Genomic DNA, 16,483 nt, shown 5'->3' with positions numbered 1-16,483 from the left:
CTATACAAGCGTTTACGCCAGAGGCATTTAGCATATTTAGTCAGAAAAAAAGTTATTTACCTCTATTTTTGCTAGCTATTCACCGAATATGAATAACTACACAATTTTAACGAATCAGCTGTGAAAGCACAAAATCCGCAATTTGTTCCCTCGCCTCAAGCGCTTCGGGCAACAGATGGAACAGGGGAAAAACATGGGGCATGTTGTGATAAAAACGCGATTCTACCGCGCCACCACTAGCCTTAACTTGCATAACCAGTCGTTCTGAGTCCTGTAAAAGCAGCTCACGCGTACCGGCAATCACTAAGAGTGGTGGCAGGTCTGCCAAGTTCCCCTGTAAAGGTGAAACCCGTTCTGACATAGGATTCGCCCCAGCAAGATACGCCCCGCGCAGCCGCAATAGCGACTCAATGGTAAAGAACGGATCATCCGCGCCTAAAATCAGCTCGGTATCGCCGGTAATCGCTAAATCCAGCGCGGGTGACAACAACACACAGGCTTTAGGCATGGGCAGATGGCGCTTTTTAAGTTCGAGCAACAGACTTAAGGCTAAATTACCGCCGGCAGAATCGCCCATCAGCACTAGGTTATCGCTCCCTTTCAACTCAATTAAGTGCAGGTATGCCTCGAGTACATCGTCACAGGGCGCGGGATACGGATGCTCCGGCGCTAAACGATAATCAGGGATAAACGTATCGAGGCGACAACGTTCGCTGATATCGGCCACCAGTCTTGCGTGGGCATGGGGAGTTTTAAAACAGAATCCGCCGCCACGAATGTAAAATAGATTGCCCAAACGCGGCGTGTCATTGAGCAGCACGTAATGCAGTAGTGTGGAATGTTGTAAGGGAATTGAGGCCGTAACGAGCTTTTCAGGCCATGGCAACCAGCGCTTATCCAGCTCTAATAAACGTTGCCGTACTTGGCTTAGGGGAAGTTTGGCTTTACCTCGGCTGATCGATGGCCGTGCCACATAGGATAAAATAGTATTTAATACAGAAGCTTGCCAGCTTGGCATTTTCCGTCCTCCACATCAGTGCCGCAATTGGACACCGATGGGAACGGCGTGCAGATTACAGCAGATCCAACTTCCGATAATTCTGTGCTTTTAGGCGCAGCACTTCCTGCTCGCTGAGCTCGTAATAATCGAACATTAAGCGTTTTTCCTGCGGCTCGATTTGGCGCATCTCTTCAAGCAACAGCACCTTAGCATAACAATTCGCCCGTGCCACTAATGCGGCCGGCATCGAGAGTTCGCGGTAAGTTAAGGTTTGGTCCAACTCTTTAAGCAATTGAGTTAATGGACTCTGTTCAAACTTAAGTAACTCTAATAGTTGCCAATTAAGCTTATGTCCATGGGCTAACACTTGCTCAAAAACCACTTTAGCAGGGAATTCGGTGGCAATTACAGCATCGTACACTTCTTTATCTCGACTCGAGCTTGCCTCACGGATCCAATTGCCCCAAGTTTTATCAAATAAACGCGCACTGAGACTCAGCACGACTGAAGTGCCCAACTGATTCATTAATGCACCACTATAGACGAGTGCTGAGTCAGTATTATGAAGCTGCGCTAACGCATTCGCTGCTATTCCGCTGACAATGCTATAGCGCCACAACTTGCGGGTGGTCCAGAGTAACTTAGCGTTGCCACTGGGCAGCCAATTACGCAGGCAAAAATAAGGAATAATAGTGCGCAGGTTTTCGATGCCAATGTAATTCATCACTAATTTGATATCGGTGACGCGTACATCGGAACTCTGCGGGCGACGCGCCCGAAATGCAGGACTATTAACCATATTGGTTAAATCGCGGCATAACCAGCTTAAATTGCTGATTAAAGGTCTTAATCTTGTGGCATCAAGATTTTTAGCCAGCAGTAATTCAAGTAGCAGGACTTGCGATTCGTTAATATCCGACTTGGCTAGCACTAACTCAGGGGAAGCTAATTGATGCTCAATAGCATTATTCACTGTGTCAATAAGTTGCTTTGAAATGGCCTCAAATACTTCTCGAGCTTGAATTTGTTTAAGTAGCCGTGACAGTATCGCCTCTCGCTCTACATCAAGTTTATTGGCATCAGCCTCAAGCTCTTGGTCCAAATCATCCAATAGAGTAGGACTGGCTTTTTGTTTACCGAGAATAAGTTGCTGATAGAGTCTATGTTCTATCTCTAAAATTTTGCCAGGTCTGACGCCGCCCGCTACCGATATCGCCACAGTTTACCTTTCCTATCTCGCCCGTGCTAAGTGGCGCGCATACGCTAAAATCGTTAAAAACATTGTAATTTCAGCATATAGGTTACCTCTTGGCAATAAGCAAACAAGTGACTATTTTACAACCCTGATTAGATTCACTCGCGCCGAAATCCACGCAACAAAAAGGCCTCATATTGAGGCCTTAATACTTTCGCGAGATTTACTTAAGCTCTTGTTCAAAGAGTTTGTAAATACGGCGATATTCGTCTAACCAGCTCGATGGCTGACGGAAACCGTGGGGCTCAACCGGATAAATAGCCGTTTCAAACATCGGTTTTTCCAGCTCGATAAGGTGCTGCACCATGCGCACGCTATCTTGGAAGAACACGTTATCATCCATCACGCCACTCATGATCAATAATGGCTTAGTCAAGCCTTGGGCATGTTCAATGGGCGAGCTACGCTCATAGGCGATTGGGTCAACATCCGGCGTGTTTAAAATATTGGAGGTGTAAGGCGCGTTGTAATGTGCCCAATCCGCCACAGGGCGCAGTGCTGCGCCTGCTTGGAATAATTCCGGCTCAGTAAATAAGGACATAAAGGTTAAGAAACCGCCGTAAGAACCGCCATAGGTACCGACGCGCTTAATATCCACGTTGGCATTTTGGCCCATCCAAGTCACGCCATCTTTTAAATCTTCGACTTCAGGATGCCCCATATTGCGATAAATTGCCGTGCGCCAATCGCGACCATAGCCTTTAGAACCACGGTAATCCATGTCCATCACTACATAGCCTTGTTGGGTCAGTAGGTTGTGGAACATAAACTCACGGAAGTAACCACTAAAGCCATAATCGGCATTTTGTAAGTAACCTGCGCCATGGTTAAAGACAACGGCAGGATATTTCTCGGCGCGGGATTTGTCGTATCCCTGCGGCAAATAAACCCGCGCATACACTTGGCCAGCGCCATGGTTTGAAGGAACGGCAACCACTTCGGGTGCTTGCCATGGATATTGCTTAAAGGCATCGCTGGTGTATGACGTGAGCTGTTTTAACTCACCGCCAATCGGTTGAATATAAAGCTCATTCGGCTCTGTACGGCGAGACGCATTCAGCAGCAACTTAGTGCCATCGGGGCTTAAGCTGTAATCTAAGTTTCCGTCCCACTGAGTTAATTGCTCGTTTTTGCCCGAGGCGATATTCACACGGTGAACATTGTAAATACCAGGGTGGCTTTGGTTAGCCTTGTAGTAGATGTAGTTTGCATCGGGCGATAGAGTAATATCGCTCACCACAAACTTACCTTGGGTCAAAGCGCGGGGCTTTTCACCGTTCGCCTTGATATAAAGCTGGGAATAACCTGTTTCTTCAGAGAGATAGTACAGACTGTCCGTACCGGGTAACCAGCCAAATTGGTTATAGTCGTAGTTCACCCAAGCATCATCATGCAGACGATGCTCGGTGATAAACTTGCCCTTTGCCAGATCGACACTGGCAATCCAACGATCTTTGTTATCGGTCGCTTCGACCATTACAGCCAATTTGTTCTCAGACTCATGCCATTGAATCGCGCTTTGAGTCCAGCCCCAATCCTGCATCAGCTGGATTTTACGTGGAGCCTTAGTACTTTGATATGACTCACCTTTTGCTTTAGCGTTTTCACTCTTAACCTTAGCTAAAACGTCTTCATCGAAGCCAGTTAAGCCTTCGATAGTCACATCGATCTGTTTATGCTCATTGAGGTCTAACACCACAAAGCGCTGTCCTGGTGGATTATCTTCCGCGACACGGGCACGCACGGGCACAGGGTCGATATAGCCTTCGCTACCGAGGTAGTTTGGCATGATGTCGTGTTCACTGCTGCCGGTGTAATTTTTATCGGTTAGGGCTACAAACAGATAGCGACCGTCTGGCGACAGACTTAGCTCAGACACCACCTCGGCATCACCTAGATACCAAGTGTTAGCGGCGAGGGTCGGATCGCTCTTTTGCAGCTCGTTCTTAAACTGTTCTTTGGCTTTGGCATTTTCCTGCTGCAACGCCACATATTGAATGAGTCTGTGCTGCTGCTTGGCTAAGTAGCTGCTGGGTTCTTTCACACCTTCGGGCGCTTTCGCCATTTTGATTTCAGCCAACTGTTCCACTAATCCACTGTCTTGATGGATTTGGAAAACATTATCCCCTTGCCAATAGGCGATATCGCCATTGTTAAGGTAACGCAGGCCACTGATGGCAGTGCGCTGGCGGGTAACCTGGGTGATTTTGCCAGAGCTTAAATGCTTAACAAAAATATTGCCTTGGTAGAGATACGCCTTGTTAGCTTTAGTGCTATCGAACACACCAAACTGTTGATCAGCCGCATGTAGCTTATCGATGGCCAGTTCAACGGCGCGGCTGTCATTAATGCCCTGCTGATAATAATTCCGTAATGGCGATGCACTGGGTTGGCGCGCAAAGAAAACGCTCTGACTGTCATCGCTCCAGTAGGCTTCCTTAGCGAAAATCCCCATCCAATCGGGGTTCGCCATAATTTGATTCAGCGTAAGCGGTTGTGAAACTTGGGGAGGCTGAGCTAAAGGGACTTGATAAGCCTGTGGTGTGGTCGCGGGAGTTGCCGTTTCGGTTGAGGTGGCGGCGCAACTCGTCAATACCGCAACGGCTAACGCACTTAAACCCAAATTTCGCATTACGCTGTTCATTTGTCCTTCCTTTTATTGTTATCGCTGCCCTAGTTACACTTTGGAGCTAACTCCATGAGTACGTGAGCAGGCATCGTTTTGCGGCAGTTATATCACACTTGAGCGACATATTTGCTTAAATGAAGGAGAAATCTTGTAACAAAGAGTAGAGCAAAATCGATTTTTTGGATTCAACCTAAGCCGATTGAGATAAGAAATTTGCCAACAATTCATGCCCTTGCTCGGTGAGAATCGACTCGGGGTGAAATTGCACACCAAAAAGTGGCAGCTGCTTATGGCTCATGGCCATGATTTCGCGCCCGTGGGTTGGGTCGTCAAACCAAGCGTCCAGAACAAATCCCTCAGGGACAGCATCGACCAGCAGTGAATGGTAGCGGGTTACGGTTAATGGCTGATTTAAGCCTTTAAACAGGCGCTCGCCAGTATGAGTAATCGCACTGACTTTGCCATGCATCACCCGCTGCGCTCGCACAACCCTAGCACCAAACACCTGCGCCATGGCTTGATGCCCTAAACACACACCGAGGATAGGTAAACGATCGGCAAAATGCTCAATCGCCGCGAGGGAAATCCCCGCCTCATTGGGCGAACAGGGGCCTGGAGATATGACTAAATGGCTCGGTGCCAGAGCCTCGATTTCCGCTAAGCTGATTTCATCATTGCGTTTAACCACGATCTCTTGCCCTAACTGCTGAAAATACTGCACTAAGTTAAAGGTGAAAGAGTCGTAATTGTCGATCATTAGCAACATACAAAATCCATTGGCTCAAATGGTAAGTCGATACACTCCACGGCTGAAATGCGGCGCAAATGCTACCACAGGCCTTTGCGCGGATTAAACCTTTATCCAATAAAAAAGCCAGTCAACATACTGGCTTTCAAGAGTATAGAACAGGGCGCAATTAACCTATTTAACTAAGGTTAAATGGCTGCGACGCTTAGGAGGCTCATCCGTTGGTTCGGTTGGCTTCTCGTTTGTCTCGATAACAGACAAGGTCGATTCAGCTTCCTCTTCGACCAAGTATGCATCTTCAATATCGAAGACAGTCCCTGCGCCATTTTCACGGGCGTAAATGGCCACAATCGAGGCCATTGGCAATAATACCTGTTGAGGTACACCACCGAAACGCGCATTGAACTCCACAAATTCATTACCAATTTGCAAATTGCCCACCGCGCTGGCCGCGATATTTAATACGATCTGGCCATCCTTCACGTACTGCTGTGGTACTTGGGTGCCTTTCACAAAGGCATCCACGACAACGTGAGGCGTTAATTGGTTGTCCATCAACCAATCGTAGTAAGCCCTGAGTAAATAAGGACGATTTGGAGTCAACGCTTTCATTACATTCCCATGCGCATTTCGCGTTCAGCTTCAGTCAACGAAGCTTTAAATGATTCACGCTCGAAAATACGTGTCATGTAAGCTTTGATGTCTTTCGCTACGCGGCTGTCTAACTCGATACCTAATACAGGTAAACGCCATAATAATGGGCCGAGGTAGCAATCCGCTAAACCGAATTCTTCGCTCATAAAGTAAGGCATTTCACCAAATACAGGTGCGATTGAAAGTAAACTTTCAGTCAGTTCTTTACGGGCCGCTTCAGCGCGATCGCCTTTGCGAATACGGTCAACGAGTGAGTACCAGTCAGTATCGATGCGGTGCATCATCAAACGGCTTTGGCCGCGAGATACTGGGTAAACAGGCATCAAAGGTGGATGAGGGAAACGCTCATCCAAGTATTCCATAATGATACGTGACTCATAGAGTACGAGCTCACGGTCTAATAAAGTAGGTACTGAGTTATAAGGATTTACTTCGAGTAAATCCTCTGGCATTTCATTAGGGTCGACCTGTAAAACATCAACAGTAACCCCTTTCTCAGCTAACACGATACGGACTTGATGGCTATAAAGATCATCAGCACCTGAAAACAGTGTCATGACAGAGCGTTTGTTGGCAGCAACAGCCATTGATACCCTCCAGAGTCGAAATAAAACAAAAGTAAACGAGGGGCAAAGCCCCCCGTTTACACTATGCGGATACTATATTTTACCCGTTATTGGTGCCTAGTGTACATCTTTCCAATACTCTTTCTTCAAGAGGTAGGCCACAATAAAGAATATAAACAGGAATCCGAGCACCCACCAACCTAAAGCTTGACGCTCTAACTTAACAGGTTCAGCCGAATAAACTAAGAAGCCAGTGATATCACGTACCGCTTGGTCATACTCTTCTGCATTTAACTTACCACCAGAGACCACAATAGTGCCATCTTCTTGCTTAACAGGTGTGCCTTGCAGTTCTTCAAGAACGTGTGGCATACCCACTGATGGGAAGACAGTGTTGTTTACGCCGAATGGACGGCTTGGGTCTTTGTAGAAGCCTTTGAGGTATGAATACACCCAATCTTCGCCACGAACACGTGCGACTAAGGTTAAGTCTGGTGGTGTTGCACCGAACCACTTAGCTGCATCTTTGTGTGGAATTGCGTTTTGCATCAGCTCACCGATTTTGGCATCGGTAAACATGTACTTGCTACGCATATCATCGGCTGAAATACCGATATCGTTCGCCACACGCTCATAGCGTTGATACTGAGTGCTGTGACAACCAGAGCAATAGTGTTGGAACATGTCCAGACCACGCTCTAAAGAAGCCTTATCATGCAGATCAACATTGGCTTTTTCTAAATGTACATTGTGTCCACTCGCGGCCATCGCCAGCGTCGGGATCAATGTAACTAATGCAATCAGTAATTTTTTCATTAGTGTGTCAACCTCGCTGGAACAGGCTTAGTTTTCTCATTTTTGCTGTATAACCACAGTAATAAGAAGTAGCCGAAATACGTCACAGTGAAGATACGTGCAACAATAGTCAGCTCTGGTGTTGCAGGTACAGCGCCTAAGTAACCTAAGACGATGAACGATACAGCGAACTGAGCGATGTTCAACTTGTGCAGCGTGCTGCGGTAGCGAATTGACTTCACTTTACAACGGTCTAACCAAGGCAATACGAACAGCACTGCAATCGACAGACCCATCATTACCACACCGCCCAATTTATCGGGAACAGCACGTAAGATGGCGTAGAACGGAGTGAAGTACCATACAGGTGCAATGTGCTCTGGTGTCTTCATTGGGTTAGCCGCTTCAAAGTTTGGCTTCTCAAGGAAGTAACCGCCACCTTCAGGGATGAAGAACAGCACGTAACAGAATACGATCAGGAAGCCCGCAACACCCATAATGTCTTTAACTGTGTAGTATGGGTGGAATGGAATACCATCAACTGGCCAACCATTCTCGTCTTTGTTCTTCTTGATTTCGATACCGTCTGGGTTGTTTGAACCCACTTCGTGCAGAGCGATTAAGTGTAAGAACACTAAAACCACTAACACTAATGGCAGTGCGATAACGTGCAGAGCGAAGAAACGGTTCAGTGTCGCGCCAGAGATCACGTAGTCACCACGGATCCACAGGGTTAAGTCATCACCGATAACAGGGATAGCACCGAACAGAGAAATAATTACCTGCGCGCCCCAGTAAGACATTTGTCCCCATGGCAACAAGTAACCCATAAAGGCTTCAGCCATCAGCACGAGGAAAATCAACATACCGAATAGCCACAGTAGTTCTCTAGGCTTTTGATATGAACCGTAAATCAGACCACGGAACATATGTAAGTAGATCACCACGAAGAATGCAGACGCACCAGTTGAGTGCATATAACGCAATAACCAGCCGTACTCTACGTCACGCATGATGTATTCAACAGAGGCAAAAGCACCTTCTGCTGTTGGTACATAGTTCATGGTCAACCAGATACCCGTCAGTAATTGGTTAACCAATACCAACATGGCTAATGAACCGAAGAAGTACCAGAAGTTAAAGTTAGTTGGCGTCGCATACTGACCCACGTGACGGTTATAAGTCGCCGTCATTGGGATACGCGCATCGATCCAATTAATTAAATTCTTAACCATTACGCCACTCCTTTATCTACACCGATGATAACGGTGCCATCATCAACGTATTGATGTGGAGGGATAACTAGGTTCAATGGAGCTGGAACGCCTTGGAATACGCGGCCCGCCATATCGAACTTAGAACCATGACATGGACAGAAGAAACCAGAAGTCACGCCTTGAACTTGCTCACCAAATGAATCTGGTAAATAAGTTGGTGAACATCCTAGGTGGGTACAAATACCGACGGCAATAAAATACTCTGGCTTAATAGAACGCAGAGGATTTGTTGCATATTCAGGTTGTTGCATTTCTGCAGACGCTGGATCTCTTAGCTTATCGTCGTGTGTTGGCAGTTCATTAATCACTGCTTCTGTGCGACGGACAACCCATACAGGTTTTCCACGCCATTCAACACGGATCAGCTGACCTGGCTCAATTTTACTGATATTTACTTCTACCGGCGCACCTGCAGCTTTCGCCTTGGCACTCGGATTCCATGACTTGATGAAAGGAACCGCTACAGCGACGGCACCAGCACCACCTACTACGGCGGTTGCGGCTGTCAGGAATCTGCGACGTCCGGTATCGACTGGCGCATTGCTCATCCACTTATCTCCCAGAGGGTGTTGGAATTTTTGTTTTTCAAAGACTTTCTGCCCCCTAGTTATCACCATGGGCAAAAATCGAAGTTTGAAGCGGGGCTCATTATAGCTAAAAATTAGAAGCAGATCATAGTGAAAACACTCAACTAAGTTAGGGAGATTGCGTGTTTTTTATAAAATGGACAAAAAAAGCACAACTATTAAGCGATTTTAATCGTTTTGATATACTTTTTGAGCAAATGGTCTGTGAGGTCGGCATAATCCATGCATCGCTAATATAACTCCAACTCTCATTTTGCAACTTTACGTTTTCCTGCAGATAAAAAAATGGGCCCTGTTTTCAGGACCCATTTCAATACATTTCTGATTGCTTACTTCTTAGGCGAAGTGCTCTTCATATATTTGAAGAACTCGCTATCTGGTTCTAATACCATCACATCAGAGTTACCGGAGAAACTCGCACGGTATGCATCTAAGCTACGTAAGAAGCTGAAGAACTCAGGATCTTTACTGTAAGCGTCAGAATAAATCTTCGCAGCTTGCGCATCACCTTCACCACGGATGGTTAAAGCTTTACGCTCGGCTTCGGCAATCTTCACGGTCACGTTGGCATCAATCGTAGCGCGAATGATTTCAGACTGCTCTTTACCCTGTGCTCTATGCTCTTTGGCAACCGCTTGACGCTCGGCACGCATACGTTGATAAATACTGTTACTCACGTTTGCGGGTAGGTTGATTTGCTTCACACGCACGTCAACCACTTCAATACCTAAGTCTTTAGCGCTTTCAGAAGCGTTTTCTAACGCATCATTTTGCAGCTCATCGCGTTTACCAGAAACGATTTCCTTGATAGTGCGACGACCAAACTCGGTACGTAAGTCGTTGTTGATCTTACGTTGTAGTAAGGTCTCTGCATTCGACTTAATCCCGCCGTTAGTGGAAAGGTAGTATTTTTCGAAGTCGAAAATACGCCACTTCACATAGGAATCGACCATCAAATCTTTTTTCTCAGAGGTAACAAAACGATCGGCCGCACCATCTAAGGTTTGGATACGCGCATCGAGTAACTTCACTTTATCGATCACAGGCACTTTAAAGTGTATGCCTGGGGCGAAAACGCGGGTCACTGGTTTGCCGTCAACGTTGTCTTTAACGATTTCACCGAAACGCGCCACAATCGCACGCTCGCCTTCGTTAACCACCATCACAGATGACAGACCTATGCCTAATACGATGGCAATCAGAACAATACCTAATCTACCCATGGATTACTCCCTCCCTTGGCGAGCACGGTCCTCGCGAGAAGGGCGTCCACTCAAAGGCTCACCAATGCGAGTCGTTGACATAGATGAAGAATTGACGTTCTGCTGAGCCTTATGCTCAACCTCTGGCGTAGTCACAGGCTTCTCTTTCATTAACTTGTCTAAAGGCAAATACATTAAATTGCCATTGTTCTTGGCGTCGATCAGTACCTTGTTGGTATCTGTCATCACCTGCTGCATTGCATCGAGATACAAACGCTTACGGGTCACTTCAGGTGCCGCTTGGTACTCTGGTAACAGCAACTCGAAACGAGCCACTTTACCGCGAGCTTCAAGAATTTCACGCTCTTTATAGGCATTCGCTTGTTGCGCCATACGCTCAACTTCACCGCGCGCTTTAGGCTCAACTTCACGGGCATAAGCTTCGGCTTCACGGATAAAGCGTTGTTCGTCTTCTTGCGCCGCAATCGCATCGTCGAAAGCATCTTTCACTTCTTCAGGTGGACGAGCTGGCAAAAAGTTAACGTCAACAATGGCTAAGCCTAATTTGTACGGCTCAATGATGCGCTCGAGTTCTTTCCAAGTATCGCGACGAATCGCATCACGACCTGTGGTCAGAATATCGTCCATCTTGTTGTGGCCGATAACATAACGCAGCGCACTGTCTGTGGCTTCACGTAAGCTAGCATTCGCATCAACGGCACTGAACAGATAAGAGTACGCATCTAGAATACGATACTGTACGTCCAACTCGACCTTCACGACGTTTTCATCTGAGGTCAACATGCTGCCAGAAGCGGGAATGGAGCGAACAGACTGCACATCAACGGGATAAATCTGGTCGATAAACGTAGCCTTCCAATGCAGACCAGGTCCCACCTCACCAATGTGCTGACCAAAACGCAGCGCAACACCACGCTCAGCTTCTTTAATGGTGTAAAAACCCGAGAGTCCCCAAACAACAAAAGCGATGGCAAGAATGATGATTAAGCTGAACGAACTAAAGCTCTGGCCTGATGAGCCATTGCCTTTGCCGCCAAAGCGTTTTGAAAGATTACGAAAAACCTCATCAAGGTCTGGTGGTCCTTTGTCGTTACCACCTTTATTTCCCCAAGGATCATTACCCTTGTTACCGGGCTCGTTCCAAGCCATTTAGCACTCCATAAGTGGATGAAATAAATTAGATTATTAACAAACAGCCTTTTCTGTCGACGGATCGAAGATAAAGGTTTCTAACTCACCCTGACTCTGTTTAGCTAATCGGCGCCAATCGGCATCCGATAAACGAACAGACAAAATACAGTTCCCCAGATCGTCGTACTCTTTCTGCTGTATCGCATCCAGTCGATAAAACTGGCCAAGATAATGTCCAGCAGTTGCCGGAATCTTAAGTGTAAACTCATGAATAACTTCACCAATCAACTCGGTGATCGCCTTCAGGAGCAGATCAAATCCCAAACGTTTTTGTGCCGAAAGCCAGACGCGTACCGGCTTACCACGTTCATCGTATTCAATGCGCGGCGCGACATCCTCAAGCAGGTCGATTTTATTACAAACGACCAACTGCATCACTTCGGCAGCATCGATATCTTCGAGCACGTTTTGCACCTGCTCGAAGTTATCCGCCATGTTTTCATCAGCACAATCAACAATATGAAGCAGCAATTCCGCTTGACGCGTTTCCTGCAATGTTGCCTTAAACGCGGCAACCAGATCGTGTGGTAAATGGCGAATAAAACCTACAGTATCCGCTAAAATCACGGCACCGTCGGGCAGATCTAACTTTCTCAATGTGGGATCGAGTGTGGCAAATAGCTGGTCGGCTGCATAAACATCAGATGAGGTTAAGGCATTAAACAGCGTTGACTTGCCCGCGTTGGTATAACCCACTAATGAGACTGTTGGCATGTCACTACGCTTACGGGCGCGGCGACTCTGCTCACGTTGTTTATCAACACGCTCTAAGCGTTTATTGATATTTTTAATGCGGCCCCTGAGCAAACGTCTATCGGTCTCTAGCTGGGTTTCACCCGGACCACGTAAACCGATACCGCCTTTTTGGCGCTCAAGGTGAGTCCAACCACGCACAAGACGCGTCGACATGTGGCGCAATTGCGCTAGCTCCACCTGTAACTTACCTTCATGGGTCCGAGCACGTTGAGCGAAAATATCCAAGATCAGCGTGGTTCGGTCCAATACTCGGCACTGACACACCTGTTCAAGGTTTCGCTCTTGAGCAGGACTCAAGGCGTGATTGAAAATAACCACATTAGCCTCAGTTGCAGCCACTAATGCAGCTAACTCCTCGGCTTTACCAGAACCAATAAAAAACTTACGGTCTGGTGAGCGTCGACTTCCAGTAATGACCCCGACTGAGCGTGCTCCAGCTGACTCGACTAATAGCTGTAACTCGACTAAGTCTTCTCGGCGTTCCTCATCGGAAAAGTCGATATGGACAAGAACCGCTGTTTCTCCCGCCTCATAACGATCAAACAAGAAGCAAACTCCTCAAACTAAAACTTATTCGCCACTTGGCATATCGTCTTGCGCGCCATAACCGCCCTGGGCATTTTGATGGCCAGCAACGTTAAATGGACGAGCAGGTACTACGGTAGAAATAGCGTGTTTGTAAACCATTTGGCTCACTGTGTTTTTCAACAGAATGACAAACTGATCAAACGACTCTACCTGTCCTTGGAGTTTAATGCCGTTTACCAAGTAAATTGATACAGGAACGCGCTCGCGGCGTAGTGCGTTCAAAAATGGGTCTTGTAAAGATTGCCCCTTAGCCATTTTATTATTTCCTTTTTAATTTATATAAAAATAAATCGTTATCAGTGAAGTTTTTTGTTTAGTTTTAGTATTATACAGCAAGGGCTAATAAGCTAGCGGCATTGACGCATAAGTGTAACTAAATTCCCCTCAGCACCACTTTCAAGCCAATTCAACTCTGGCCAACTACGCAACCATGTTAATTGACGCTTAGCTAATTGCCTAGTAGCGGCAACGGCTTTTTCGACCATAGTATCATAGTCAAATTCACCATCGAGATACTGCCAACATTGTCGATATCCCACGCAACGCATTGAGGGCAAATCTAAATGTAGGTCACCTCTCGCTTTCAGCTGGGCGACTTCATCAATAAAACCTTGCTCTAACATTATCCGAAAACGCTGCCCGATTAACTCATGCAGCACTTTGCGCTCACGGGGCGCAATGGCAAATTGCACCACATCGTAGGGTAAAGGAGCCGACTTGGTTTGAGTTAACTCGGTCAGACTCTTACCGCTTATTCTATATACTTCTATCGCTCTTGAAAGCCTTTGTGGATCATTAGGATGAATTCTTTCTGCCGATACGGGATCTATCTCCCTTAATTGCGCGTGCAGTGCTTCCCATCCGTTTGCGTCCGCTTCGGCTTGAATATCGGCCCGAATCGCCTCATCGGCACTCGGTAACGGCGATAATCCTTCTAATAACGCCTTAAAGTACATCATGGTGCCGCCCACTAATACGGGGGTCTTTCCCATGCTAATAATCTGTTCAATCTCGCGCAGCGCATCGGCTCTAAAATCGGCGGCGGAGTAGCTCTCTGCCGGATCGCGGATGTCGATCAGTCGATGCGGACCTCGCGCTAATTCCTCGGCAGAGGGCTTAGCACTGCCAATGTCCATGCCACGATAGATCAATGCTGAATCAACCGAGATAATCTCACAATTATGCTTTTCGGCTAATTCGAGTGCTAAAGCGGTTTTTCCGGACGCCGTTGGTCCCATCAAAAAAACCACTTTTGGCTGTAATTCTTTATTCAATTGCTTGCTCTTCTAGCCACGATTGCCAAGGTAAGGATACTGCTTTATCGGCAATTTGCTGTCTTTTCTCTTCAGTTAACTGACTATAGGCCGCCCAAATATCCGCAGCCGAGGTAAATCCAGTTAAGCTCTGCTCTGCCAGCCACACAGCCAATGCATTAGGTGCTGGTGCTTCAAAACGTAGCGATTGCAACCACTCGGGGATCACCTTCGCTAACTGGCTATCCCTGAGATATGGGGGCACTTTTTTGATTATCAACTGCTGATAGCGAATTGTTAGTTCTAATCCTAATTGCCGGATAAGTGTTTCATGTTCTTCGAGTAATGCTGGCCAATCCGTATCGGCGGCTATCGACACTGGCATCAATAATGGCTGACCTATCAAACCAGTTGCCAGCTTTGTTTCTATCTCATGGCTACGTGTCGCTAACGCCACAGATTGAATCGGCAACAGACTCAAGTTTTGCCCCTGCGCTAATACCCAATATTGACCATTGAGTATGGCGGGCATTGCAAGCACGGGTTGATACGGCTTGTCCTGCACGCTATAGGATGGCGTTTGCAATAATTCGCCGTAACTGGCGATAGCCGCCTTAGAAGGAAGCTCGGCTCGGGCACGATTTTCCCCTGTCGAACCACTGCGAGACTCCCGCGGAACCGCCATACTGCCGTAGGCATTGCTTTGCACGCCAGAATACGGACGCGCGCTAGCAATATCCCGAGTACGCTCAGTAAGCTGAGAATCCCGTGATATCTCGACGCGAGAAGTATCAACACGTGAAGCTTCATTCCAAGTTGAATGCGTTTTAGATTCAGGCGATTGCAGCTCGAAGGCATGATGCTCTGTTTGTGTCTGCGTCCCAGATTCGGAGAGAGAGACCTCATCCCTAACCTGTGGCGAACTTGGCTCGAAAGGATGCTCAAAACCCAGTTCACCCGCTTCTTCGAGCGCCGATTGCAGTGCCTGCAGAATATAATCATGCACATAACGGCTCTGATGAAAGCGCACTTCGTGTTTCGCCGGATGCACGTTCACATCTACCTGATGGGGATCGATATCCAGCATCAACACATAACCCGGCTGTTCGACCTCGGCTTTTTGGGCAAATGCTTGGCGCACCGCATGATTGACTAAACGGTCGCGCACTAAGCGGCCATTCACATAAAAGTAATGGGTGTCGGTTAACACCGTTGACCAAGGCGACTGTAAATAACCACTTAAACGCAGGTCATCGTGTTGGCATTCGACCCGCAACGCCTCATCGGCAAACTGGCGCCCAGCAACCTGAGTCAATCGCTGTAAATACTGCGGCTCGTTCATCGCCGGACGACAGTTGCGCACGATTTTACCATTGTGAGTCAAGGTAAAGTGAATATCCCCACGCACTAATGCAATGCGTTTTAACCATTCATCGATATGGGTAAATTCGGTTTTATCGCTTTTTAGAAAACGTCTGCGGGCGGGCGTATTAAAAAACAGATCGACAACTTCAATAGTTGAACCAACAGGATGCGCGGCTGGCATCACCTTAACCGCCATGTCGACGCCTTCGGCATAAGCCTGCCAAGCTTCCGTTTGCTCGGCCGTGCGCGAGGTCAAGGTTAAGCGGGATACAGAACTGATACTCGCCAATGCCTCACCACGAAAACCAAAACTAAGAATCGCTTCAAGGTCGTCAAGAGAGTGCAATTTCGAGGTAGCATGGCGCGACAAAGCCAAGGCCAGCTCATCCTTTGGGATCCCCGAACCATTGTCGCGGATCTTAATCAGCTTGCTGCCGCCCTTATCGATTTCGATATCGATACGCGTCGCCCCAGCATCTAGGCTGTTCTCGACAAGTTCCTTCACCACGGAAGCGGGCCGTTCGACCACTTCACCAGCGGCGATTTGGTTGGCTAGTTGCGGCGGAAGGATCTGGATCCCCATAGACTTCATCCTA

The 16,483-nt window shown here is 47.3% G+C and carries 15 protein-coding genes; all 15 read right to left on the bottom strand.

The features are described from left to right. Positions 1-106 precede the first annotated feature (106 nt). The 15 genes from N7386_RS03110 to mutL all read right to left on the bottom strand — a co-directional run bounded on the left by N7386_RS03110 (position 107) and on the right by mutL (position 16,470). Positions 107-1,018, bottom strand: coding sequence for an alpha/beta hydrolase (locus N7386_RS03110; RefSeq protein WP_172588213.1), 912 nt, complete (start codon positions 1,016-1,018; stop codon positions 107-109). Between the two features lie 55 nt (positions 1,019-1,073). Next, positions 1,074-2,219, bottom strand: coding sequence for an HDOD domain-containing protein (locus N7386_RS03105; protein ID WP_055648508.1), 1,146 nt, complete (start codon positions 2,217-2,219; stop codon positions 1,074-1,076). Positions 2,220-2,418: 199 nt separating this feature from the next. Further along, positions 2,419-4,899: a prolyl oligopeptidase family serine peptidase gene (locus N7386_RS03100; RefSeq protein ID WP_279767017.1), complete on the bottom strand. Its 2,481-nt coding sequence runs from the start codon at positions 4,897-4,899 to the stop codon at positions 2,419-2,421. 175 nt (positions 4,900-5,074) lie between these two features. After that, positions 5,075-5,650: an aminodeoxychorismate/anthranilate synthase component II gene (locus N7386_RS03095; protein WP_088211785.1), complete on the bottom strand. Its 576-nt coding sequence runs from the start codon at positions 5,648-5,650 to the stop codon at positions 5,075-5,077. Between the two features lie 156 nt (positions 5,651-5,806). After that, positions 5,807-6,244, bottom strand: a complete 438-nt coding sequence (locus tag N7386_RS03090; RefSeq protein WP_011715796.1) for a ClpXP protease specificity-enhancing factor — start codon at positions 6,242-6,244, stop codon at positions 5,807-5,809. Further along, the gene (sspA, locus tag N7386_RS03085) at positions 6,244-6,873 is read right to left on the bottom strand and encodes a stringent starvation protein SspA (RefSeq protein WP_011715795.1); all 630 of its coding nucleotides are present in this window, start codon (positions 6,871-6,873) and stop codon (positions 6,244-6,246) included. Before sspA ends, N7386_RS03090 begins: the two co-directional genes overlap by 1 nt. A gap of 96 nt (positions 6,874-6,969) precedes the next feature. Then, positions 6,970-7,668: a cytochrome c1 gene (locus N7386_RS03080; RefSeq protein WP_011715794.1), complete on the bottom strand. Its 699-nt coding sequence runs from the start codon at positions 7,666-7,668 to the stop codon at positions 6,970-6,972. Beyond that, entirely contained in the window at positions 7,668-8,882 is a 1,215-nt protein-coding gene (locus N7386_RS03075; RefSeq protein ID WP_011715793.1) for a cytochrome bc complex cytochrome b subunit, read from the bottom strand. Before N7386_RS03075 ends, N7386_RS03080 begins: the two co-directional genes overlap by 1 nt. Next, positions 8,882-9,472, bottom strand: coding sequence for a ubiquinol-cytochrome c reductase iron-sulfur subunit (gene petA / locus N7386_RS03070; protein WP_011715792.1), 591 nt, complete (start codon positions 9,470-9,472; stop codon positions 8,882-8,884). Before petA ends, N7386_RS03075 begins: the two co-directional genes overlap by 1 nt. A 368-nt stretch (positions 9,473-9,840) precedes the next feature. Then, on the bottom strand, positions 9,841-10,734 hold the full coding sequence (gene hflC / locus N7386_RS03065; RefSeq protein ID WP_086904175.1) for a protease modulator HflC: 894 nt from the start codon (positions 10,732-10,734) through the stop codon (positions 9,841-9,843). 3 nt (positions 10,735-10,737) lie between these two features. Continuing rightward, the gene (hflK, locus tag N7386_RS03060) at positions 10,738-11,883 is read right to left on the bottom strand and encodes an FtsH protease activity modulator HflK (RefSeq protein ID WP_011715790.1); all 1,146 of its coding nucleotides are present in this window, start codon (positions 11,881-11,883) and stop codon (positions 10,738-10,740) included. Positions 11,884-11,919: 36 nt separating this feature from the next. Continuing rightward, complete coding sequence (gene hflX, locus N7386_RS03055; protein ID WP_086904174.1) at positions 11,920-13,227, bottom strand: ribosome rescue GTPase HflX; 1,308 nt, start codon at positions 13,225-13,227, stop codon at positions 11,920-11,922. Between the two features lie 24 nt (positions 13,228-13,251). Further along, positions 13,252-13,524, bottom strand: a complete 273-nt coding sequence (hfq, locus tag N7386_RS03050; protein WP_011070934.1) for an RNA chaperone Hfq — start codon at positions 13,522-13,524, stop codon at positions 13,252-13,254. A gap of 92 nt (positions 13,525-13,616) precedes the next feature. Further along, entirely contained in the window at positions 13,617-14,543 is a 927-nt protein-coding gene (gene miaA / locus N7386_RS03045; RefSeq protein ID WP_089068521.1) for a tRNA (adenosine(37)-N6)-dimethylallyltransferase MiaA, read from the bottom strand. Next, complete coding sequence (gene mutL / locus N7386_RS03040; RefSeq protein ID WP_279767015.1) at positions 14,536-16,470, bottom strand: DNA mismatch repair endonuclease MutL; 1,935 nt, start codon at positions 16,468-16,470, stop codon at positions 14,536-14,538. The genes miaA and mutL overlap by 8 nt, the downstream gene beginning before the upstream one ends. Positions 16,471-16,483: the final 13 nt, after the last annotated feature.

The sequence above is a fragment of the Shewanella sp. GD04112 genome (assembly GCF_029835735.1).
Classification (GTDB): Bacteria; Pseudomonadota; Gammaproteobacteria; order Enterobacterales; family Shewanellaceae; genus Shewanella.
Note: the sequence above shows the minus strand (reverse complement) of the source record. Positions and strands in the feature narration are given on the sequence as shown.